The organism is Thalassospira sp. ABL2_045 (assembly GCF_056161285.1).
Genome location: NZ_JBSWYV010000002.1, coordinates 25,423 through 48,581, shown reverse-complemented (window position 1 = coordinate 48,581; position 23,159 = coordinate 25,423). Strand labels below are relative to the sequence as shown.

The 23,159-nt window shown below is 56.5% G+C and carries 23 protein-coding genes; 8 read left to right on the top strand and 15 right to left on the bottom strand.

The features are described 5' to 3' along the window. Nucleotides 1-11 precede the first annotated feature (11 nt). Entirely contained in the window at nt 12-848 is an 837-nt protein-coding gene (locus tag ACXAIA_RS04315; protein WP_475348275.1) for an EipB family protein, read from the top strand. A gap of 77 nt (nt 849-925) precedes the next feature. On the opposite strand, the gene ACXAIA_RS04310 is transcribed toward ACXAIA_RS04315, so the two are convergent. Then, nucleotides 926-1,243, bottom strand: a complete 318-nt coding sequence (locus ACXAIA_RS04310; protein WP_475346427.1) for an ArsR/SmtB family transcription factor — start codon at nt 1,241-1,243, stop codon at nt 926-928. A gap of 692 nt (nt 1,244-1,935) precedes the next feature. On the opposite strand from ACXAIA_RS04310, the gene ACXAIA_RS04305 reads away from it, so the two are divergent. The 5 genes from ACXAIA_RS04305 (at nt 1,936) to dxs (ending at nt 7,212) form a co-directional block, all read left to right on the top strand. After that, a complete protein-coding gene (locus ACXAIA_RS04305; RefSeq protein ID WP_475348274.1) occupies nt 1,936-2,868 on the top strand; it encodes a histone deacetylase family protein in 933 nt (310 codons plus the stop codon). 128 nt (nt 2,869-2,996) lie between these two features. Continuing rightward, nucleotides 2,997-3,260, top strand: a complete 264-nt coding sequence (locus ACXAIA_RS04300) for an exodeoxyribonuclease VII small subunit (protein WP_475348273.1) — start codon at nt 2,997-2,999, stop codon at nt 3,258-3,260. Nucleotides 3,261-3,296: 36 nt separating this feature from the next. Further along, nucleotides 3,297-4,190 (top strand): polyprenyl synthetase family protein, encoded by an 894-nt coding sequence (locus ACXAIA_RS04295; RefSeq protein WP_475346425.1) that lies wholly within the window; start codon nt 3,297-3,299, stop codon nt 4,188-4,190. A gap of 18 nt (nt 4,191-4,208) precedes the next feature. Then, nucleotides 4,209-5,177 carry an alpha/beta hydrolase family protein gene (locus ACXAIA_RS04290; protein WP_475348272.1) on the top strand — a complete coding sequence of 323 codons (969 nt, stop codon included), beginning with the start codon at nt 4,209-4,211 and terminating at the stop codon, nt 5,175-5,177. A 115-nt stretch (nt 5,178-5,292) separates the two neighbouring features. Then, nucleotides 5,293-7,212: a 1-deoxy-D-xylulose-5-phosphate synthase gene (dxs, locus tag ACXAIA_RS04285; RefSeq protein WP_475348271.1), complete on the top strand. Its 1,920-nt coding sequence runs from the start codon at nt 5,293-5,295 to the stop codon at nt 7,210-7,212. A 73-nt stretch (nt 7,213-7,285) separates the two neighbouring features. Here dxs and ACXAIA_RS04280 read toward each other — a convergent pair whose 3' ends face one another. The 7 genes from ACXAIA_RS04280 to dctP all read right to left on the bottom strand — a co-directional run bounded on the left by ACXAIA_RS04280 (nt 7,286) and on the right by dctP (nt 15,136). Beyond that, nucleotides 7,286-8,074, bottom strand: coding sequence for an SDR family oxidoreductase (locus ACXAIA_RS04280; RefSeq protein ID WP_475348270.1), 789 nt, complete (start codon nt 8,072-8,074; stop codon nt 7,286-7,288). Nucleotides 8,075-8,175: 101 nt separating this feature from the next. After that, nucleotides 8,176-8,883 (bottom strand): YkgJ family cysteine cluster protein, encoded by a 708-nt coding sequence (locus ACXAIA_RS04275; protein ID WP_475348269.1) that lies wholly within the window; start codon nt 8,881-8,883, stop codon nt 8,176-8,178. Nucleotides 8,884-9,149: 266 nt separating this feature from the next. After that, complete coding sequence (locus ACXAIA_RS04270; RefSeq protein WP_475348268.1) at nt 9,150-10,676, bottom strand: malonate--CoA ligase; 1,527 nt, start codon at nt 10,674-10,676, stop codon at nt 9,150-9,152. Between the two features lie 12 nt (nt 10,677-10,688). Then, nucleotides 10,689-12,005, bottom strand: coding sequence for a malonyl-CoA decarboxylase (locus tag ACXAIA_RS04265; RefSeq protein ID WP_475348267.1), 1,317 nt, complete (start codon nt 12,003-12,005; stop codon nt 10,689-10,691). Beyond that, a complete protein-coding gene (locus ACXAIA_RS04260; RefSeq protein ID WP_475348266.1) occupies nt 12,005-13,321 on the bottom strand; it encodes a TRAP transporter large permease in 1,317 nt (438 codons plus the stop codon). The genes ACXAIA_RS04265 and ACXAIA_RS04260 overlap by 1 nt, the downstream gene beginning before the upstream one ends. 12 nt (nt 13,322-13,333) lie before the next feature. Then, a complete protein-coding gene (locus tag ACXAIA_RS04255; RefSeq protein ID WP_475348265.1) occupies nt 13,334-14,023 on the bottom strand; it encodes a TRAP transporter small permease in 690 nt (229 codons plus the stop codon). 105 nt (nt 14,024-14,128) lie between these two features. Then, a complete protein-coding gene (gene dctP / locus ACXAIA_RS04250) occupies nt 14,129-15,136 on the bottom strand; it encodes a TRAP transporter substrate-binding protein DctP (protein WP_475346414.1) in 1,008 nt (335 codons plus the stop codon). 316 nt (nt 15,137-15,452) lie between these two features. On the opposite strand from dctP, the gene ACXAIA_RS04245 reads away from it, so the two are divergent. Then, a complete protein-coding gene (locus tag ACXAIA_RS04245; protein ID WP_475348264.1) occupies nt 15,453-16,130 on the top strand; it encodes a GntR family transcriptional regulator in 678 nt (225 codons plus the stop codon). Nucleotides 16,131-16,204: 74 nt separating this feature from the next. Then, the gene (locus tag ACXAIA_RS04240) at nt 16,205-16,945 is read left to right on the top strand and encodes a TlyA family RNA methyltransferase (RefSeq protein WP_475348263.1); all 741 of its coding nucleotides are present in this window, start codon (nt 16,205-16,207) and stop codon (nt 16,943-16,945) included. Nucleotides 16,946-16,979: 34 nt separating this feature from the next. On the opposite strand, the gene ACXAIA_RS04235 is transcribed toward ACXAIA_RS04240, so the two are convergent. The 7 genes from ACXAIA_RS04235 to fabI form a co-directional block, all read right to left on the bottom strand. Beyond that, nucleotides 16,980-17,408 (bottom strand): GlcG/HbpS family heme-binding protein, encoded by a 429-nt coding sequence (locus tag ACXAIA_RS04235; RefSeq protein WP_044828513.1) that lies wholly within the window; start codon nt 17,406-17,408, stop codon nt 16,980-16,982. Between the two features lie 118 nt (nt 17,409-17,526). After that, on the bottom strand, nt 17,527-18,003 hold the full coding sequence (locus ACXAIA_RS04230) for a DUF2269 family protein (protein ID WP_475348262.1): 477 nt from the start codon (nt 18,001-18,003) through the stop codon (nt 17,527-17,529). Nucleotides 18,004-18,063: 60 nt separating this feature from the next. Continuing rightward, nucleotides 18,064-18,669 (bottom strand): TetR/AcrR family transcriptional regulator, encoded by a 606-nt coding sequence (locus ACXAIA_RS04225; protein ID WP_475348261.1) that lies wholly within the window; start codon nt 18,667-18,669, stop codon nt 18,064-18,066. A gap of 144 nt (nt 18,670-18,813) precedes the next feature. Further along, nucleotides 18,814-19,428, bottom strand: a complete 615-nt coding sequence (locus tag ACXAIA_RS04220; RefSeq protein WP_475348260.1) for a dioxygenase family protein — start codon at nt 19,426-19,428, stop codon at nt 18,814-18,816. 177 nt (nt 19,429-19,605) lie between these two features. Continuing rightward, nucleotides 19,606-20,721, bottom strand: a complete 1,116-nt coding sequence (locus tag ACXAIA_RS04215) for a hypothetical protein (RefSeq protein ID WP_475348259.1) — start codon at nt 20,719-20,721, stop codon at nt 19,606-19,608. A gap of 48 nt (nt 20,722-20,769) precedes the next feature. Continuing rightward, on the bottom strand, nt 20,770-21,873 hold the full coding sequence (aroC, locus tag ACXAIA_RS04210) for a chorismate synthase (RefSeq protein WP_475348258.1): 1,104 nt from the start codon (nt 21,871-21,873) through the stop codon (nt 20,770-20,772). A 357-nt stretch (nt 21,874-22,230) separates the two neighbouring features. Then, nucleotides 22,231-23,061 carry an enoyl-ACP reductase FabI gene (gene fabI, locus ACXAIA_RS04205; protein WP_475346404.1) on the bottom strand — a complete coding sequence of 277 codons (831 nt, stop codon included), beginning with the start codon at nt 23,059-23,061 and terminating at the stop codon, nt 22,231-22,233. Nucleotides 23,062-23,159: the final 98 nt, after the last annotated feature.

Here is a 23,159-nt window from a genome sequence, read left to right as displayed (position 1 = left end):
TTTTTTCAGAAATGAAGCAACGTCAGCGTTCCCTGAAAGGAACGCTGATCTTTTGTTTGGGCCTTGGTCTTGGTGGCTGTGCCGCGCAGGCGGGGAATGTGGCGGTCATTGAAGATGCCATCGTGCCGCATGTCGCGGAATATCACTTCAAGATGACCCGCGCTGAGGCGGGGAGCTCGATCGTGGATGCGTCCGGTGTGCTTGGCTATCGCTTTGAGAGAATGTGCGATGGCTGGGTCACCGAAATGCAGCAGATCATGATCCTGCAAGGGTCGGAAGGCACGCCGATCAATTCGGCCTATTCCATGACACAGTGGGAAGATTTCGCCAGCAACGAGTACCGTTTTCGCATGCGCGATTATCTTGATGGCACCAAGGTCGATGAGATCGTCGGCAAGGCCATCCGCGACGATGACATGGTCAAGGTGACCTATGAAGTGCCGGTCGAAGTCGAAGAAGAATTGGCCGCAGATACCCTGTTCCCGACCCAGCATTCGCTGATGTTGCTTAAACGAGCACAAGACGGGGAGCGGTTTGCCAACGATCTGGTGTTCGATGGCAGCGGCGATGCGCCGACCAACCGGGTCGCGGTGGTGATTTCAGATCGCAAGGACGCTGATAATGCGGCTGATGATCCCGATGGCATTGCAAGCAGTGCGTTTCACCGCATGAACCTGGCCTTCTATCCGCTAGGCGCTGCTGAGAACGGGCCGTCGACCGAGATGGCTGTGGATTTCGCCGAAAACGGTGTCGCGCACGGGATGCGGTTTGATTATGGCGAGTTCGAAGTTCTGGGCACGCTTGATAAGGTCAGCCGGTTGCCGATGCCGGAATGCGGCCCGCAGTAAGTTTGCTTTTGGCGTTTTGACATAAAAAAGCCTGCCTTAAAAAAGGCAGGCTTTTTTAATGGGGAGCGCCCCTGATGTTAGGCAGCAGCGGACTTGCGCGAGGCGTTGCAATAAAGTCCGTGAAGTGTCTCGATCACGCGCAGAGCGTCATCACCATTCAAAGAATAGTATATGGTCTGTGCTTCGCGACGAGTCTGAACGAGCTTGTCACGACGCAGGCGGGCGAGATGCTGCGAGAGGGCGGACTGGCTTAGTCCAACGATACGTTCGAGTTCGCCAACCGACTTTTCGCCTTCATTAAGTTGGCAAAGGATAAGCAGTCTGCTCTGATTGCTCATGGCCTTTAACAGGGTGCTCGCCTGTTCGGCCTTTTCTTCTAGATTGTTAAGTTCCATTTGGCTTCCTTATGAGCCTGACCGCAAGCGGTCATTGTCCCAACGAAAATTCGACATTTTCACCAGCCAGAGCCATAGGGTGGCTATTGCCCGGCTGGATCAAAGCGGCTTTAGGTAATAATACCTATAGTATAGCGGCTTTTGCCACCAACTAATTACTGGAATTGGTTGGTGGACTCATTCTCACGTATATTACAAATCTGTCAAGAGCGTGTTTCCTCCGACGTAACATGCAACTTACGGTGTTTTTGCCGGAAAACGGCCTGTCGAGCTTCCTTCTTTGCACCAGATTGGTCTCTGATGGTCGCGATTTTGCCCCTTTGGCGTGACGGCCCAACAGCAATTCTGACGGGCAATGTTTAACCGTAAGGGTTGGTTTCTGTTCGGCTGTGTTTCCGGGGTTGGACCGGCAACATTTTCGAACACTGCATATACAAACCCGAGAAAACGGCAAAACTGTGAAAGTAATAGTGGTAAAATGCGGTGTGCCGGATGATGCTTTTGTCGAAGGCCAAAGAGCTTGCGCGCACGTCGTTTGATATGCTGATTTAGAACAAAGAAAAGGAAATCGTTTTGCGCTAAAACGATTCAAGAAGGACATAAAAAAGGGACGCGGTTAACGCAAACCCGGGTTCCGGACATATGCCCGGAATTGATCCGTGTTTGACCTTTCAGGAAGGTGATCCAGAAAAATGGCGACTTTGTTCGTGTCTCACCACGATTGCATTGATCATGATACCGGCCCCGGACATCCGGAATGTGCCGACCGACTGCGCGTTGTTCAGCGCGTGTTCGAGGCCGAGGAATTCATGTTCCTGCATCGCGAAGAAGCGCCACTGGCCGAGATCGAGCTGATCAAGGCCGTCCATGACCCGGCCTATGTCGACAAGTTGATGGCCACCATCCCCGATGAGGGCATCGTATCGCTTGATGGTGATACCTATGTTTCGCCCGGATCGGGCAATGCGGCCCTGCGTGCGGCCGGTGGTGCATGCATTGCGGTTGATGCGGTGATGGAAGGGCATGAAAAGAACGCCTTTGTCGCCACCAGACCGCCGGGCCATCACGCGGAATATGACCGGGCGATGGGGTTTTGCCTGTTTAACAATGCAGCGATCGCCGCCCATCATGCACGCAAGAAATTTGGCATCAAGCGCGTGGCGGTGATGGATTTCGATGTCCATCATGGCAATGGCACGCAGGACCTGTTTTATAACGATGCGGATCTGTTTTATTGCTCGACCCATCAATGGCCGCTTTATCCCGGTACGGGGGCTGAAACCGAACGTGGTTGTGCGAACAATATCCTCAATGTCGGCCTTCCGGCCGGGGCGGGCACGACAGAGCTTCAGGAAGCTTTCAATTCGACTGTTCTGCCCGGCATTGCCGCCTTCAAGCCCGAACTTCTGATCATTTCGGCGGGGTTTGATGCCCACAAGAATGATCCGCTGGCCGGGCTGTGCTTTGTTGCGGATGATTTTGTCTGGATGACCAAGCAGTTGATGACCCTGGCCGAGGAACAGTGTGGCGGTCGGGTCGTATCGCTGCTTGAAGGGGGCTATGATCTGCCATCGCTTGCCACCAGTGCCGTGCAGCATGTCCGGACCTTGATGGGCGCGCATTAAGCGCAGTACAGCGCGCGTGTCCTGTTGGTCGTCAAAAGCGTTTCAGCCAGACGAAATTGCGTTCTGTCCGGTTGCCCTGATCAAAACTTGCGCGTAAACTCCGCGCCGATCAAAGAAATGGAGCTTACATGTCCGAGGCTACTGCATCTCCCACAATTCCTGAAGATATCGCGAAACTGAGTTTCGAAGAGGCGCTTGGGCAGCTTGAAACCCTTGTGCGTCAGCTTGAACAGGGGCAGGTCGGTCTTGATGATGCCATTGCGTCCTATGAACGCGGTGCGGCACTTAAGCGCCATTGCGCGGACAAGCTGCGTGCGGCCGAAGAGCGCATCGAAAAAATTACGCTCAATGCGGATGGCCGCCCGTCGGCAACCCCGACCGAAATCGAATAAATCGAACAACCAGATATTGAATAATCGGAGACCGTCGTGAGTTACGACTTGCTTGCCGGACTGAGTGCGGCGTCTGCTGATCTGGGCGAGACGCTTGACGGGATTCTGCCCCGCGCCAATGGCCAGATCGAGCAGCGCCTGTATCAGGCGATGCGTTATTCGACGCTGGGCGATGGCAAACGCCTGCGTCCGTTTCTGGTGCTGAGCTCTGCCGGCTTGTTCAAGGTTTCACGTCGCTCGGCCCTTCGCGTCGCGGCCGCGGTCGAGATGGTGCACAGCTATTCGCTGATCCATGACGATTTGCCGGCGATGGATGATGATGATCTGCGTCGCGGCAAGCCCAGCTGTCATAAGCAATATGACGAGGCGACGGCGATTTTGGCCGGTGATGCGCTTCTGACCCAGGCGTTTGAAGTGCTGGCCGACGAAGATACCCATCCAGACCCGCGTGTTTGCACCGATCTGGTGCGTGCGCTTGCCCGGGCGGCCGGGCCGTATGGCATGGTTGGTGGTCAGATGATCGATCTGGCGGGCGAAGGGCAGAGTTTTGATCAGGCACAGGTGACCCATCTGCATTTGCTCAAAACCGGACGGATGTTTGCCTTTGCCTGCGAAGCCGGTGCGATCCTTGGCAAGGCGCCCAAAAGCATTCGACTGGCCCTGCGATCCTATGCCCATGACATGGGGCTGGCGTTTCAGATTAAGGATGACATCCTTGATGTTGAGGCAAGCAGCGAGGAGCTTGGCAAGACGGCGGGTAAGGATGCCGATCAGGAAAAGTCGACCTTCGTGAAATTGCTTGGTCTGGATCAGGCACGTGAGCAGGCCAGCATGCTGTGCGATCAGGCGATCAATCACCTGAACTGCTTTGACGGCGAGGCCGAACCGCTGCGTGCTGTGGCCCGTTTCGTCGTTGAACGTGACCGCTGATCGTTTGCGGTTTTAGAAATGACCGACTATCCCCCATATACAGCCGGTTTTCGCGACCGGCTGTTTGACAAGGATCCGTTTCCGCTTGCCATCTGGTATCCGGCAACAGAGCCGGAAAGTTCCGTGCGCCATATGGGCGTGGCATCCGGTGCAGCGCGTGGGGCGGATTTTGCCGGTGATGGTCCGTTTCCGATGGTTTTGTTTTCCCATGGCTCGGAAGGGCATCGGTTCAATCAGTTCTGGTTGGGGGAATATCTGGCCCGCCGCGGCTATATCGTTGCGGCCCCGCAGCATCATGGCGATAACTACTTGGATGCGTCCGAAGCCCGGCAGTTGGCAATCATTGAACGTCGCCCGCAGGAAATGCGATTGGCGCTTGATCTGTTGTTGGCGCATGACGAGATCGGGCCTCAGATTGACCAAGCCAAAATCTATGCCCTGGGACATTCGGCCGGCGGGGCGACGGTTCTGAAACTGGCCGGGTGGGACTTTGATGCCCAGGCGTGGCAGGATTACTGCGAAATCAATGCCGAGAGTGATCGCGTGATTTGCCAGCACGCACCCAGCGACGATCACATTGATCGGTTGCACAACGTTTATGGCGGGCCGGTTGTGTCCGAGCGGGATGACCGGATTACCGCGATTATCGCGATTGCGCCGGCCTTTGGGGTTGCGGCCACCGACGAAGGGCTTGGCGATATTGATATCCCGATGCTGTTTGTCGAGGCCGATACAGACGAAATCCTGCATGACCATGTTAACGCCGCACACTTTCGCAATCTGTTGCGCGGGCGGGCGAAGTTCGTGAAGGTCAAGGGAGCTGGGCACTATTCCTTCTTGCCGAAATGCACCCCATATATTGCCGAGAACTTTGGTTATCTCTGTCGGGATTTCGGACAGGATCGCGACACCATTCACCGCACGGTCGAACAGGTGATCCACCGGTTTCTCGAGCGTGTAAAATCAGGTGAAATTCAGGGTCGCTAATTCGGTCGAACCCCGCTATTTTACGCAGCTTGCAACATGGCGATATAACCGTCACCCTGTTGCAGGGTTCAGGCCCAAATTAACGCCATATAAAAAATTGAAAATCGAGATCGGAATGAGCACGACCTCCAAGACCCCGCTGCTGGATACCATCAACACCCCTGACGAGCTGCGCACATTGCAGCCTGCCCAGATGAAGCAGGTGGCTGACGAATTGCGCGCCGAGGTGATTGATGCCGTATCGGTCACCGGCGGCCATCTTGGCGCCGGGCTTGGCGTGGTCGAGCTGACCGTTGCGATCCATTACCTGTTTGATACGCCCCGTGATCGTCTGATCTGGGATGTGGGGCATCAGTGCTATCCGCATAAAATCCTGACCGGGCGGCGTGATCGTATCCGTACGATCCGTCAGGGCGGCGGATTGTCGGGTTTCACCAAGCGTTCCGAGTCTGAATATGATCCGTTCGGGGCGGGGCATAGCTCCACCTCGATCTCGGCAGGGCTTGGTATGGCGGTCGCCAACCAGCTATCGGATGACAAACGCAAGAACGTCATTGCGGTGATTGGTGACGGATCGATGAGTGCGGGCATGGCCTATGAGGCGATGAACAATGCCGCCGCCACCGATCAACGCTTGATCGTGATCCTCAATGACAATGACATGTCGATTGCCCCGCCGGTGGGATCGATGTCGGGTTATTTGTCGCGCCTGATTTCCGGCAAAGGCTATCAGGGTTTGCGCAATGCGGCCAAGGGCCTGACCAAGCATCTGCCGCGTCAGATCGAAGAAGCGGCGCGCAAGCTTGAAGAATATACCCGTGGCATGGTGACCGGCGGGACGCTGTTTGAAGAAATGGGTTTCTTCTATGTCGGGCCGATTGATGGTCACAACATGGATCATCTGTTGCCGGTCCTCAAAAACGTTCGCGATGCCGATGTTGATGGCCCGATCCTGATCCATGCGGTCACGCAGAAAGGCAAGGGCTATGGCCCGGCGGAAAATGCCGCCGACAAATACCATGGCGTTGCCAAGTTTGATGTTGTGACGGGCAAGCAGGCCAAGCCGACCCCGAATGCGCCAAGCTACACCAAGGTGTATGGCGAAACGCTGGTCAAGCTGGCCGAGAAGGACGAAAAAGTCACCGCCATCACGGCTGCCATGCCGTCGGGCACGGGGGTCAATATCTTTGCCGATCATTTCCCCGATCGTGCCTTTGACGTCGGGATTGCCGAGCAGCATGCGGTGACCTTTGCTGCCGGGATGGCGTGCGAGGGATACAAACCGTTCTGCACGCTCTATTCGACCTTCCTGCAGCGTGGCTATGACCAGGTTGTGCATGATGTCGCGATCCAGAACCTGCCGGTGCGTTTCGCGATGGACCGGGCCGGTCTGGTTGGTGCGGACGGGGCGACCCATGCCGGGGCCTATGACATTGCTTATCTCGGCTGCTTGCCGAACTTTGTTCTGATGGCGGCTGCAGATGAGGCGGAACTGGTGCATATGACGACGACCGCCTGGGCGATTGATGATCGGCCATCTGCGTTCCGCTATCCGCGCGGTGAGGGTGTTGGCGTTGAAATGCCGTCCGAGGGCCAGGTTCTTGAAATCGGTAAGGGCCGTATCCTGCGTGAAGGCGGCAAGATTGCCATTCTGTCCTATGGCACGCGTCTGGCCGAAGCGCTGATAGCGGCCGAAGACTTGGCTGCACGGGGCTTGCCGGCGACGGTGGCCGATGCGCGTTTTGCCAAGCCGCTTGATCATGAACTGATTGCTGATCTGGCGCGCAATCATGAAGTCCTGATCACCATCGAAGAAGGATCGATCAACGGCTTTGGTGCAATGGTTCTGCAGCATATGGCAGGGCAGGGATTGCTTGATAACGGCCTTAAAATCCGCACCATGGCATTGCCGGATGCGCTGGTCGATCACGACAAGCCGGAAATCCAGTACGAGAAAGCCGGACTTGATGCCAAGGCCATCGTCAAGACCGCCCTTGGCGCGCTTGGCATGAGCGAAAGTAAAGCGCGGGCATAAGCGAAGACTTTCAGAAAAACAAAAGACCGGTCGTCAGAAATGACAGACCGGTCTTTTGCATTCTTTGGCTGGTTTAATCGACATAAATCATCTTGTGCGTCATGCCGCCATCAATGCGCATGGTTTCGCCGGTCATGAAACCGGATTTGTCGCCATCAAGCAGGAAGGAAACGGCGTGTGCGATGTCATCGGGTGTGCCGACCCGACCGACGGGGTGTTGGGATTTGTCCATGTCGCTGTGATCGGGTGTGGTCTTGTTGGCCTGTTTTTGCCAGTCACCGACTTCGATCCAGCCGGGCGCAATCGCATTGACCCGGATGTCAGAGGCAAGGCTTACTGCCAGCGCATGGGTCAGGGCAACGATGCCGCCCTTGGAGGCGGCGTAGGGTTCGGTATTGGCTTCGGACTGAAAGGCGCGGCTGGAGGCGATATTGACAATCGCGCCGCCGGTTTCACGCAGATGTTGCGTGGCGTGTTTGGTCGCCAGGAAGACGCCCCCGAGATTGACGTTGATCACCCGTTGCCATTGATCCCATTCAAGGTCCTCGATGTTTGGGGCGCGGGGATCGGCGATGCCGGCATTATTGATCAGGCCATCAATGCGGCCAAATCGGTCAAAGCATTGCTGAATGCAGAGCTTGATGTCGCCCTCATTGGCGACGTCGCCTTGGAGAAACAGGGTGCGGTCGCGTTCTGCGTCCGTCAGACTTTCAAGGGCTTCCTTGCCCGCATCAGCATCAAGATCAAACATCGCCACCTTCCAGCCAAGACCCAGAAGATGCTTTGATATCCCAAGGCCCAATCCCTGGGCGCCGCCGGTGACAAAGGCCACGCGCGGTGCTTGTGCTGACGGGTTTTGCATGTCTGCCCCATATGGTTGATTGCAGGTGTCGGGTGAAGGCCCGACCATTCAGGAACGTAGGGGAAATGGTCTTGTTTCCGCAAAATTGCAAGCCGGCCTGATCAGGCGGATGTCAGTCTGTTTTCAAGCCGGTCCAGCAGCCCGTGGACGAAACCTTCCTGACGTCCCTCTAGACCGCGCCGGGCAGCAAGGTTTTGCAGGGCTTCGGTGGCTTCGATATGCAGGCGGTAATGGCCCGGATCCTGATCAATGCGGGTGGTTTGCTGCGCACTGTCACCAAAGACCATGGCGTGACATAGACCGGCGTCCGAAGAGGTAAAGGCGCGGCAGGTCAGGGGGCGGACGGTATAGATGCTGCAGCGTTCATTTTCATCAAGCAGCGGGCAGCGGGCGCGCACGTCGCTAGTCCTGGTGAATTGTTCGATTTCGTGTGCGACAGTGCGCAGACGGATCAACAGGGCCTGTTGTTCGGGCGGGTTAAAGGTCGCGGTGATGTGGGCGGCGATCAGGTCGGTGACGCCGGGCGGGACGCTGACGAACAGGTGGCAGCACGCACTGCATTGATCACGACACGCGCGCGGCGCGGGATTGGGGAAGCTTTCACGCAGAAGGGTGGATGCCTGTTCAAGCAGGGCCATGGTGGCATTGGCCGCATCGGCAAGTGTGTCGGCCGCATCAAGGGTGTGGTCGAGCTCGATACGGAAGTCGGCAAACATCTGGTCATAGCGACGCGATGCCTCTGTGGTGAGGGCGCCGGTTTGGGCGATGTTACGCGAAATGCGGTCTATGGCGTCGTCAAGCTTGGTCATCAATCCCAGTTACTTTCGTTCTGGCACTTTTGGACAAGCCTGCAGATTGCTCGATATTGTTTTTCTAATTTAACATCTTCTGCTGTTATTCCCTAATAATTGCATAACGTTAGGCAGCGGGGTCATCAGGTTTGCGTGATGGACAAAAAAAATCCGGCCAGATAAATCCGGCCGGAAAGTTGGGTCAAAGACCCGATGGGTGCTACGGGGAGGCTGTTCCTTTGGGGAAGCAGCCTCTTGGCAGCGGGAGTATGGGACTGCAACGTTTATGCAGTGGGGGAGGTAAAGGTATCCTCGTATTCTTTGCGCAACTGGGCCTTCTGGATTTTGCCCATGGTGTTGCGCGGCAGTTCCTTGATCACCCAGATGCGCTTGGGTACTTTGAATTTGGCCAGCTTGTCCTGGGTGCGTTTGATCAGGGCGTCGGTATCAGGTTGATCGCCATTAGCTGCTACAATCACACCGGCAACGGCTTCGCCGAAATCGGGATGGGGCAGGCCAAAGATCGCGACCTCATCGACTTCATCATATTCGGCAATGACTTCTTCGACTTCCTTGGGATAGACATTAAAGCCACCGGAAATGATCAGATCCTTGTCGCGCCCAACGATGGTGACATAGCCGTCTTCACCGATGGTGGCGAGGTCGCCGGTGATAAAGAACCCATCTTGGCGGAACTCGGACGCGGTTTTTTCGGGCATCTGCCAGTATCCGGAAAAGACGTTCGGGCCGCGGACTTCCAAAACTCCGATTTCACCGGCACCAAGGATATTGCCATCCTTGTCACACACGCGTGCCTCGATCCCCGGCAGGGTCGGGCCAACCGCACCCGGACGGCGTTCACCATCGAACGGGTTTGACGTGTTCATGCAGGTTTCGGTCATGCCATAGCGTTCAAGGATCTTGTGCCCGGTACGTTCAAAGAACGCGTCATGGGTTTCGGCCAGAAGCGGCGCAGAGCCCGACACGAACAGACGCATGTTAGCGGTAACATCCTTGTTAAACTGCGGATGAGCGAGCAAGCGGGTATAGAAGGTCGGAACCCCCATCAGGACGGTTGATTGCGGCAGACGTTCAATCACGTCATCCGCATCGAATTTCGGAAGCAGGATCACCTTGCCGCCATTCATCAGCATGATGTTGATGGCGACAAACAGACCATGGGTATGGAACAGCGGCAGGGCATGCAAAAGCGTGTCGCCCGGCTGGAAACCCCAGGCCTGATGCAGGGTCTTGGCGTTTGAACCCAGATTGTTGTGGGTCAGCATCGCGCCCTTGGACCGGCCCGTCGTGCCCGAAGTATACAGGATTGCGGCAACGTCATCCTTCTCGGCGGCGACGATGTCGGTCATGGCGGTGGCATTGGCGGCCTCGTCATTGAGGCTGCCATCGCCCTTTGTTCCCAGCGACAGGACAGCGGCGACGTCATTTTTGTCACCGAGTTCCTTGGCCGCGTCGATATGGGCCGGACGGCAGACAAAGGCGCGCGGGGCGGCATCGCCGAGGAAATAGGCGATCTCGTCCCCGGTATAGGCAGTATTGAGCGGCAGGTGAATGGCACCAAGCTGCAGGCAGGCAAGATAGAGCGCGATCACATCTGATGATTTGTCGACCTGTGCAGCCACTCGGTCGCCCTTGACCACGCCATGGGCGGCAAGGACGGATGCATAACGCCCGGTGCGATCAAGAAGCCAGGCGAAGCTGCGCTCCGTCCCATCGCGTTCGATCAGGAAGGTGCGGGATTTATCGGCCGGAAAACGGTCCAGAAATGTTTGAAGAAGATTATCTGACATGGTCATACCTGTTTAAATTCCGGCAAGCTGTGCGACGGATTTCGATGTGGCAATCTTTCCGTCATTCATCAGTGCTTCGTGGTTTTTCTCGATATCATCAAGGTGATAGGCGTAATTCACCATCATGCCACCCGCCTGACGCAGGCCCTTGTCGGACGTGTCGCCAAGCCAGTTGAGGCGTTCAAGCTGTGCACCATTGCCAAGATGGAACCGCGCGGTGGGGTCCAGCGGGGATTTGCCGCGCTTGCACGTGGCAAGATAGGTCGCGCACAGGCCCAACGTCGGCTTTTTCAGCTTTGCGACCTTGATCGGATCATTGACCCAGTCATCTTCGCTGAGCCCTTCAAGAACCTGACCGGCGAGCTCGGCATCATCCGCTTTGCTTTTCTGGCGGGTGCGCAGCCAGCCCATGAAGCCCGGAATGGGCGACAGGGTGGCGAATTGTTTGAGTTGCGGGAATTCGCGTTTGAGTTCCTCGACCACCTGTTTGATCAGGAAGTTGCCAAAGGAAATCCCCTTAAGCCCGGCCTGACAGTTGCTGATCGAATAGAAGATCGCGGTGTTGGCTGTTTCCGGGGCCTTTTCATCAATTTCCGGGGCCAAAAGCGCCTGAACGCTGTCGGCCAGACCATGGACCAAAGCAACCTCGACAAAGATCAATGGATCGTCGGGGATGGCCGGATGGAAGAAGGCAAAGCACTTCCGATCCGTCGCCAAACGACGACGCAAATCTTCCCAGCCCTGAATTTCATGCACCGCTTCATAGCGGATCAGTTTTTCAAGGATGGCCGCCGAGGTATCCCAGTCAATATGGCGCAGTTCAAGGAAACCACGGTTGAACCAGCTGGTCAGCAGGTGCTGCATATCGGCATTGAGCGGTTCAAGATCGCGATTGCCTTTGAGAAGCCCGATCAGGGTTTCACGCATATCGACAATCGCGCGCGTGCCGCCCGGTGCCATGTTGATCTTGCGCAGAAGCTGCTGGCGAACCGGTTCGGACGTTTGGGTCAGAACGGCCAGGTTGGCCTCGGACGGGTCCTTGGCAAAAGCCTCTACCGCCTTGGTGACCTTGGCGCGGTCGGCGCTGAAGTCGTTTTGCATCATCTGAAAGAAGGCCAGATGGTCTTCTTCCGGCAGGTTTTCCCAAAGACGGACCACTTCGCGTGCAACCGCGGTGCCACGTGCCTCACCTTTCTGCGAGACAAGGTCCTTGCACATGGCACCGAGCTGCTTGAGCGGCTCCTGCGGGGTCGAGATTGGCAGATCAAGCAGTTCACGACCACGGTCGGCAATGCTTGAAAGCCAGCTTTTGACAGACATTCCTGACATTAGCGTCCTCCAATAACCTTTTCCGGAAGCCAGGTGGCGATTTCGGGGAAGAAGCACAGAATGATGATTGCCAGGATCATGCACAGCACATAGGGGAATGCGCCCTTGAGGATGCTTTGCAAACGGATGTCCGGGGCGATGCCATTGATGACATACAGGTTCAAACCAACCGGCGGGGTGATCAGACCGATTTCCATGTTGATCGTCAGGATCACGGCAAACCAGTAAGGGTCGAAACCGGCATTGACGATCACCGGCAGCAGGATCGGCGCGCTCATCAGGATCACGGCGACCGGCGGCAGGAAGAAGCCACTGATCAGCAGGAACAGATTGATGAAGCCCATCAGAACCCAGCGATTGACCTCAAGTGCGGAGATCCACTGTGCAATCGACTGGGTGACCAGAAGCGATGACAACATGTAGCTAAACAGGCCCGCCGCCCCGATGATCAGCAGGATCATCACCGATTCCTTGGTGGTGTCGCGCATGACATTCCAAAGTTGCCCCGGTTTCCACATGCGATAGACAATCATCGCCGTCACCAAACAGAACAGCGCACCAACGCCGGCTGTTTCGGACGGGGTGGCAACACCGCCATAAAGGGCGAAGAGAACCGCACCAATGATCACAAGGAAGGGCAGGACACGCGGAAGGATTTCAAACTTTTCCTTCCAGCTGTATTTGATCACGCCAAGGGCGGCCTGGGCATTGCCCTGACGCCAGGTCGAATAGAGCGACCAGGCCATGAACAGCACTGTCACCAGCAGACCCGGCAGCAGGCCGGCCAGGAACAGACGCCCGATCGAGGTTTCGGTCGAGATGCCATAGACAATCATGGTGACACTTGGCGGGATCAGAATGCCAAGCGTACCGCCCGCCGCAATCGAGCCGGAAGCAACCGTATCGGGGAAGCCGCGTTCGCGCATCGCCGGAATGCCCATCTTGCCAATCGCGGCACAGGTGGCCGGTGACGAACCCGACAGGGCGGAAAAGATCGCGCAGGCACCAAGGTTCGAAATCACAAGCCCGCCCGGAACACGCGTCAGCCAGCGATCAAGCACCGAATAAAGGTCACCACCGGCGCGCGATGAGGCAACAACCGCCCCCATCAGGATGAACATCGGAATGGCGAGGACTTCGAAACTTTCGAGTTTGCCAAACAGGATTTCGGGCAGAAGCGGCAGCGATCCGGTGCCATCAAAGATGACGATAAAACCGATGCTGACCAAAATCAGGCCCATACCGACCGGAATGCCGGAGAAAAGAACAACTGTGGTCGCGATGCCAACAATGGCCGCAAGAAGCAAGGGATCCATGGTGCGGCCTCCTTAAAATGCGCCTTCGCGAATATCGAACGGGGTCGATCTGCGGGTGATGAGGGAAAGGAAATCAGCAACGAACTGCAAGAACAGCAGGCCAAAGCCAACCGGAAGGGCCATGAACGGTTTCCAAAGCGGAACAGCCCAGATGGTCTCGGACAACCAGCCGCCTTCAAAGGCTTCGATCACCAGTTCCAGACCGTAAAAGGCAAACATGGCCGAGATGCCCATGCCGCACAGCAAGGTGACGATGGCAAGCGTCATGCGCGCGCCACGTTTGAGATAGAGCGGCAGCAGGTCAACATTGACGTGACCGCGCAGCAACTGGACATAGGGCAGGCCGACAAGGGTCGCGCCGATCATCAGGAAGATGACGGCTTCGGTCTGCCAGACCGTGGAATCATTGAGCACATAGCGCATGAAGACCAACTGGCAGATGATCAGCATGGCAATCGCAAACATCGAGGCCGAGGCAACGCCACACACGCGCGACAGGAAATGGATGGCCGCAATCACGCCATCAATCGGTCCCTTTGGATGATGGCCGTTGCGGTCTGCCTGTGCGGCGTGATCGTCGAGCGGTTCGACATCAGGCGGGGGCGGCATATCGGATTTAACGGAATGCGACGCACTTGGGGTCTGCGCGAAGTCATCGGGCAGATCAATGGGCAATGGGTGCGGGGACATGGCGTTGGACACGCGCGTACTCCTCTGACGGAACCGTGGTGTTATGGTCTGGTCGTGTTGGGAAAATCAGGGTGGTGCCGGATGCCCGGCACCACCAACAGATCATTCAGGCACGGATCACTCGACAGCGAGTGCCATGTCGAGAAGTTCCTGACCGTTCGGGGTTTCTTCCACGAACTTGGCATAGGACGTTTTCATGGCGATCGCCTGCCATGCTGCAAAGTCCTCGTCAGAGAGATCAGCGATCTCAACACCGTTTTCCTTGAAGACTGCGACACTGTCGGAGTCCTGCTTGCGGCCTTCGGTGGTGTAGTATTCTTCTGCAACCTTTGCGGCCGCTGCCAGTGCGTCTTTCTGCGCATCATTGAGCTTGTCATAGCTGCGCTTGGACATCAGGACCGGCTGATACATGAACCACAGGGCATTGCCAGCGGCCGGGGTGTAGCATTTGACCTGCTCGTAGATACGATAGGACACAAAGCTCGACGAGCTGGTGTTTGCCGCATCCAGAACGCCGGTCTGCATGGCCGGATAGATTTCCGAGCTCGGCATTGCGGCGATGGAGCCGCCAGCACCCTGAAGCATCTGCTCGAACGACTTGCCAGCTGCACGGATCTGCAGGCCTTTGACATCGTCCGGCTGTTTGATGCAGCCCTGGGTGGAAGCAAAACCACCTGCAAGCCAGCCTTTGGCAACCGTTACAACGCCTTCGTCGTTCAGGAGCTCTTCGATTTTAGCCATGAACGGGGATTCGTTGATGCGGTTGGCATGGTCATGGTTCTTAACCAGTGCCGGCATCAGGGTCAGGTTTGCCGCTGGAACACGACCACCGGCATAGGCCAGCGGATAAACAATCATGTCAAGCTGGCCGCGTGTCATCGGGGTCCACTGTTCCTTCGCCTTGAACAGGGAGCCGGACGGGAAGATCTGGATTTCCAGATCAACGTCAGCAGCTTTGACTTCGTTTGCAATGATCTCTGCAACCTTGTGGCGGATGTCGCTGGTCGACCACTGGTGAGACAGCTTGAGAGTCTCGGCACCAGCCGATGCGGACATGCCAAAGGCGGCAACAGACATGGAGATGGCGGCGACGGACGCCGTAAGAGTCTTTTTGAAAATCTTCATCTTTTCCTCCCGGATGAAGCATGCGTTTTGAATGCATTGTGACGGCTTTTGCGCGTCTTTTTATTGATGCGGTTTTCGCATTGGTGAAAAGCGTTACAGATTTCTGGCATGCTGTCCATGCAATTTTGTATACCAGAAGGGCATTTTGCAGTGCCACAAATCCGCGCCCCAGTGTCTGCGTCAAAATACAGGAAAACTGCGGATGAACTTTTGCGTCGCAGCAGGAAAACTTCGCAAAGCAGCATGGAAAAGGCTTTGATTGGTACCAGAATATGTGTTCTGGTATACCAGTAAGGGATGATGAATGAGGGCGCACATGTCGCAAAACGGAAAGCTTGCCACTGATCTGGTTCAGAAACTTGAACGCGATATCGTGACCGGTGTGCTCAAGCCCGGCGACAAACTGGACGAGCGTTCCCTAAGCGAGCGTTTTGGCGTTTCCCGCACGCCGGTGCGCGAGGCCCTTCAAACCCTTGCCGGGTCGGGGCTGGTGGCGACCATGCCGCGCCGGGGCACGATTGTGGCGTCCATCACAGTTGCCGAATTGATCGAGATGTTTGAAGTCATGGCGGAGCTTGAAGCCATGTGTGCACGTCTGGCGGCACGGCGTATGCCACGCGTTGACATCGACAATCTGATTGCGCTTTCTGATGAATGCAACGCGCTTAAGGATCATGCGGATGCCGATGCCTATTACGAGGCCAATGTCCGCTTCCACGAGGCAATCTATGCCGGATGTCGCAACAGCTTCCTTGAACGTCAGACCAAGAATGTCCGTAACCGCCTCGCACCCTATCGCCGCTTGCAGTTGCACCGCCCGGGGCGTCTGAAAACATCCAATAACGAACATGCCGATATCCTGAGCGCGATTGCCAATGGCGAGGCGGAAACGGCCGGCAAGCTCATGCAGCAGCACGTGGCCGTTCAGGGCGAATCGCTTAATGATCTTCTTGCCATCGTGCCACGCGGCTATCTGGAGCCGCTGGCGAGCTAATTCCCGATCTGATCGGCATATATTGATGCGACCAAATGCGTGACCTTTTGCGGTGGGTGGGTTAAAACGCGCTCATGGCAAAGAAACGTTTGGATCAGTTGCTTGTGGAACGTGGGCTGGTGGAAACCCGGTCCAAGGCACAGGCTTTCATCATGGCAGGCAATGTCTTTAGCGGCGAGCAACGGCTCGATAAGCCAGGCATGCCGTGCAAGGAAGACATTTCCATTACGCTGCGCGGGCAGCCCCATCCGTGGGTGTCACGTGGCGGGCTCAAGCTTGAAAAGGGGCTTGCCGAATTCGACGTCGATGTTACCGGCTTTATCGGTGTTGATGTCGGATCCTCGACCGGGGGCTTTACCGATGTGTTGCTTCAGAATGGGGCGGCGAAGGTTTATGCCGTTGATGTCGGGCAGGGGCAGCTTGATTGGAAGCTTCGCAATGATGACCGCGTTGTGGTTATGGAAAAGACCAATGCGCGCCACCTGACCGAAGAACAAATCCCCGATGCCATCGATATCGTTGTTTGCGATGCCAGCTTTATCGGGCTGCGCACCGTGCTTCCGGCCAGCATGGAACGGGTCAAGGATGGCGGTTATCTGATCGCGCTGATCAAACCGCAATTTGAAGTCGGCAAGGAACGGGTCGGGAAGAAGGGCGTCGTCCGCGAACCGGAACTGCATCAGGAAGTCTGCGATACCATTTCCGACTGGCTGGCGAACCTTCCGGGCTGGGAGGTGCTGGGTATTACCAAAAGTCCGATCACCGGTCCCGAGGGCAATGTCGAATTCCTGATTTGCGGGCGGAAAACGGCCTGATCAGCAAGCCTGTCTTCCGCCTACAATCATCAGATCATTTGCCGATTTTCTTCAGGAAGAAATCAAGGCCGGCTTGGGCGCAGTCCTGATCCTGCGGCGGGGTGCCGGAGCTGACGCCGATGCCACCCACACATTCGCCATCGACAAACACCGGCAGGCCGCCGGCGACAATCGACAGGCGACCGCCGATTTCCGAATCAATACCATAGGCCGGTTTGCCCGGCTGGGCGGCGGCGGCATATTCATGCGTGCCCTTGCGCGCGCCCGATGCGGTAAAGGATTTGTCCTGGGCGATGGTGGTGCTGGTGACCTTGCCGCCATCCATGCGTTCGAACGCGATCAGCACACCGGATTCATCGGTGATGGCAATGCACATCGGAACCCCGATTTCATTGGCACGGTTGCGCGCCCCTTCGATCAGGATATAGGCATCCTCAATGGACAGGCGTTTGATGGTCAGCATCGGACTTCTCCCGGGTGTTTATTTTAACTGGCGGCATATTACGGGCTGCGCCAAAAGCCGATCAATCAGATAAAACGGCTTTCCGTATGGTGGAAGACGGGGCACGCGAAAGCGTGGCTCAGAAATCCGGGCGCATGATCATGAGATAAAGGGCGCCCAGCGGAAACAGGATGGCGATCCGGCCGACCATGTTCCAAAGGCGGCGAGATTTCTCATAACTTTCCGGCATTTCGGTTTCGCCGTTGGCCACGGTTTTGGCTGCGATCTTTGACATATAGATCTGAAGCGGCAAAAGCCCCGCCAGCCACAGCATGGCTGCCATGGCAAACAGGCCGATGCCATAAATCAGATAGGGCGCATCGGAAAGTGCGATGCCCGTGGCATGAAACAGCCCGATGCCACCAATGATAATCAGGACCGAGCCAAGGGTGGTGAAGGCCAGATCGGTGATGTTGATCAGGCGACATGCAAAGGCGATCACGACCGGGTCATTGGTGCGGTCTGCCTGGATTTTCCAGACGGCGGACACGATGATGTTGCCCAAAAACAGGATGGCGCCAAGAACGTGAATGAGTTTGACGGTTGAATATTCCATCTGAAATTCCGGTTGGTTGCAGGCAGATGCCAATAATGGATGCGGAAGTATTGTTGTGTTCTACGTGCTGGCCGGGATGGTCAGATCTTCGGCCAGAAGACCGAGAACAAAGTTTGAAAGTTCCTGATCAGCAGGCGGCACGATCATGCCATCAATCACCAGCATGGCGATGCCGTGCGCGCGGCTCCAGGCGGCAAGGGCCCGGTTATAGGCGGTGGCGGCCTCGGTCAGGGTCATCTCGGCCTTGCGATCAACCGATGTGACCGCGCGCTGCAAAACGTCAAAGGCGTTATCAGCGGCATCCCGCAATTCGGGATATTGATCCAGTGGCGGGCGTTCGCGGCCAAAGATCAGGCGGAAATGCTGCGGGTTTTCAACCGCGAACTGCACATAGGCCGCCCCCAGCGCCATGATGCGTTCTTCATGGTTTTCCGTGCTGGCAGCAGCAGTTTCAAGTTGCTCAGCAAAGCGTTCAAAGGCAGAAATCGCAACTGCCGCCAAAATGCCATCCTTGCCGTCAAAATGGCGATAGGGGGCGGCTTCGGACACACCGGTCAGCCGTGCCAGGCGCCGCAATGACAGCCCGGACGGGCCTTCGTCGATCAGGATGTTTTCAGCTTGTTGCAGGAGGACGTTTCGGACATCACCATGGTGATATTTGGCCATTTGCGCGTATCTCGATTTTCTTATGTTAACTTTGTTAACATTAAAGCCAGGCATGCGTCGACGCAAGACCAAAAATCACGCTTTTCTGGCAGGCCTGGTTTTAAAATATCGGCGGGGATCGGTGGTGTGTCCGGGGTGGTCAGGTCAGGCCAGCACGAAATCAAACCGGCCGATTTCACCGTCACTGGCGGGCTGCATGTTCATCAGAAGCGCGCTGTCAAACAGATGATCAAGCTCATTGCGCGGTTCTTCCGGGAAATAGAGCTGTGTGGTCAGCGTTCTGCCATCAGGTGGGGTGATCTTGACGTGATAGTGCGGGGTGCGGCCGGCATATTCGGCCGGACGGATGGTGTCGAAATAATAGCGCCCCTGGGCGTCGGTGCGTTGATAGCCGCGCATATTGAAACCCTGATTGTCATAGCGCCCATCAGAATCCGCATGCCACAGATCGACAATCGCGTTGGCGATCGGGGCGCAGGTCGCGCTTAACACATAGCCGATCAGGGTGACCGGCGTACCACCGGCATCCGTGCGGAAGTTGCGTTTTTCCGGGGGATTGTCGCTATAGAACGGGCCTTCGGTCATGGAGCGCGTCGGTCCGGTATCTTCCCCACAGGCCGGGGTGGCCGGAAGGGTTCTGTCGCTGGCATCGGCGATTGGTGCCAGAATGGTATTGCCGACAAGCGCCGAGCCTGCGGCGAACCAGCCCTTGAGCGCAGATCTGCGCGACAGGCTGGATAAATCCAGAGATGATGTCATTGGTCTTGCCTTTTCCCAACCGCATTTTGGGTCGTTTTTTGTTATGGGATACAGATGTGGTCGCATCGGGAAACTACAAGATCAGACCGACAGAAAAATGACCCCGATCCATCAAAAAAAGCGCCACCCGTTAAAGGGCGGCGCAGGGGAAGTCAGGGGCTTCAAGTTAAGGGTCGGTCAGGCCGGTTGGGTTTCGCGCTCAGGCGGGTTGGCTGTGTCGCTCTCAGTCTGCGAAGGTGTTGGTGAGGCAGGCGTGTTGCTGTCTTCTGCCGGTTTGCTCGGGCTATCAGGACTGGCGGCCTTGTCGGGGGTGTCTGCTGTGTTCGGTGCTGAGGTTGTATCGGTATTCGTGTCCGCAGTGGACGGGGCCGCTGGTTGTTGCGCCGGATCATCTTGTTTCGTGTCGGGCGTCTGGCTGTCTTGGGCCTGATCGGTTGCCGGTGTATCGGGCGTGTCCGCCTGTGGCGCGCTCGGTGATGTGCTGTCGGCAGGCGTGTCTTCGTTGCCGGTTTTCGCAGGCGCCGGGGTTTCGGGTTTGCTATCGGTCGTTGGTGCTGCGTCCGGTTTGGTCGCGGATGTGTCAGACGTCTCAGAAGCGGGTTTTGTTTCAGCGGGTTTTGCAGGTTTCGGGGTAAGGTCGACCGACGGCGATGCCGGGGCTTTCTGGTCTTCGGGTCGGTCGGGGCGGATCAGGAATTTATCGGCCAGCGTGTCCTTGCCGATCAAAAGTGGCTGTTCAAGGCCGCCCATTTCCAGAAGGCCGATTTCAACATCACGGGCAACCCCGCCGAGGCTGAGCCGCGATTTGATCACGGGGGCGTGCACGGCCGCACTGCTTGCGCCGGTTTGCACATCGCGATAGCCGGCAATCGGTAGTGACAGTTTCCAGACGATGGTGCGGGCCTGAAGGGTGCTTTCCGGGGCAGGGGGGCTTTTGATGGTCAGTGAGAATGAGACCGTGCCGGATGACCCGGCATCGGATGACCCGGCATCGGATGTGGTGTCCTTGTCCGCATCCTCGGTCTTTGTGGTGCCATCGGTTTCCGGGGCGCCATCGACATTGAGGTCACTGACAAACAAACAGGTTTGCGGGGCGGCCCCCAGGATCATTGCGGGAAGCCCCGAAATGCCCCAGTCAGGCAGATCGACCGTTTCGTCCGCGAACAGGACGATACGGTTTTTAAGCTGCGCGTCACTGCCAACCGACCCGTCAGGGGCGGGTTTCTTGTTTGACGCAGCAAGTGAAATCAGGGTTTTGAGCAATATCGGGTTCATGCCCCATTGACGCGGCATAAACCCGTTTGTGATGCGAAATTCGTGCGGTTTGGTGACGCCGCGAAATTAGCTCGGAAAATGCTTGTCCGTGTTCCAGCCATCGCACTGTGCGCGGTGGCGCAGAAGGTGGTCTGCCAGCGTGATCGCCGCCATGGCTTCGCCGACCGGAACGCCGCGGATACCCACGCAAGGGTCATGGCGGCCCTTGGTCACGACATCGACTTCCTTGCCATAGATATCAAGGCTTTTGCGCGGGGTAAGGATCGAGCTGGTCGGTTTGACGGCAAAGCGGATGACGATGTCCTGACCCGAGGAAATCCCGCCAAGAATCCCACCGGCATGGTTGGAGCCAAAGACCGGTTTGCCATCTTCGCCCAGGCGCATTTCATCGGCATTTTCAATGCCGGTCAGTTCGGCGGCCTCAAAGCCGTTGCCGATTTCAACACCCTTGACGGCATTGATCGTCATCATTGCCTTGGCGAGATCCGCATCCAGCTTGTCATAGACCGGATCGCCCAGACCAACCGGAACGCCGGAACAGACAACCTCGATCACCGCACCAACCGATGAGCCATCCTTGCGCAAGCCATCGAGATATTCCTCAAACATTGGCACGGCTTCGGGATCGGGGCAGAAGAACGGGTTGTTATCGACCTCATCCCAGTCCCAGTTGGCGCGGTTGATTTCCTTGGTGCCCATTTTGACCAGGGCTGCGCGGATTTTGATGTCCTCACCCAGCACCTTGCGGGCAATGGCGCCAGCAGCAACGCGCATGGCGGTTTCACGGGCCGAAGAACGCCCGCCGCCACGATAATCGCGGGTGCCGTATTTTTCCCAATAGGTGTAGTCGGCATGGCCCGGGCGGAACTGGTTTTTGATTTCGCCGTAATCCTTGGAACGCTGATCGACATTTTCGATCAGAAGTCCGATCGGGGTGCCGGTGGTTTTGCCTTCGAACACGCCTGAAAGGATTTTGACCTGATCAGGTTCGCGGCGCTGGGTGGTAAAGCGCGACTGACCGGGTTTGCGTTTTTCAAGGAAATCCTGAATGTCGGACTCGGTCAGTTCAAGCAGGGGCGGCACACCATCAACGACGCAGCCAATGGCCGGGCCGTGGCTTTCGCCAAAGGTGGTGAAGCGGAAAAGTGTTCCAAAACTGTTGCCAGCCATTACCGAGTTCCAGAGTTCCAGGGGTCAGAGACAAATAGGGCCGCCCGATCTTTAAAGGATTCAGGGTCAGGACTCATTAATTTGGTTCGAATGGTTTACCGGATTTGTGCGGATACGCGGAGTAAAACTGCAGGAAGATAATTATCTTTCAATGTTTTACGACAAAGTAGCCCGTGCAAATCCGGTAAATCCGAAGGACAGACGTTATATTTGCGAACTCCGGCGTCAAACCCTTTGGCCGGGATGCCAGCCCGCCCGGCAGGCTTTTTCTTGGATTTCACAAATATAACGTCTGCCATTCAAATCAAATTAATGGGTCCTGACCCTAGGCGGCCCGGAAATAAGCGATTTTGCCGATCAGCCTTTGACGACGGAGATATCCGGCGCATCCACCTGTTTCATGCCAACGGTGTGATAGCCGCAATCGACATGGTGGGTTTCACCGGTGACACCGGTCGAAAGATCGGACAGGAAATACAGGCCCGAGCCACCAACGTCATCAAGGGTGACATTGCGGCGCATCGGCGAGTTGTATTCGTTCCATTTCAGGATATAGCGGAAATCGCCGATACCGGACGCCGCAAGCGTTTTCATCGGACCCGCTGAGATCGCATTAACACGGATGCCATCCGGGCCGAGATCGTTGGCGAGATATTTGACGCTGGCTTCAAGGGCGGCCTTGGCAACACCCATGACATTGTAATGCGGCATGACCTTTTCTGCGCCGTAATAGGACAGGGTCAGCATCGAACCGCCCGCAGACATCAGCTTTTCAGCGCGCTGGGCAATCGCGGTAAAGGAATACACCGAGATATTCATCGACATCGCGAAGTTTTCCGGCGAGGTGTCGACATAGCGACCGCGGAGTTCATTTTTGTCGGAATAGCCGATGGCGTGCACGACGAAGTCCAGTTTGCCCCACTTTTCCTTAAGCGTCTCGAACACGGCATCCATGCTGGCCGCATCAGACACATCACATGGCAGAACGGTGTCGCTGCCAACAGATTCTGCAAGCGGGCGGACACGCTTTTCAAGGGCCTCGCCCTGATAGGTAAAGGCGATCTCAGCACCGGCAGCAGCGGCTGCGCGGGCGATGCCCCAGGCAATGGATTTGTCGTTGGCGACGCCCATGATCAGGCCGCGTTTACCGGCCATCAGGCCCGAAATATTGTCGGTGGACAGGCTCATATTTCCTCTCGTTCCCACGATCTCTCTCCGGCAGGTAGAGGCATTCAAAAAAAGCCGCGACCGGCCCAGAAGGCATTAGACATTTGGCGCATCCTACA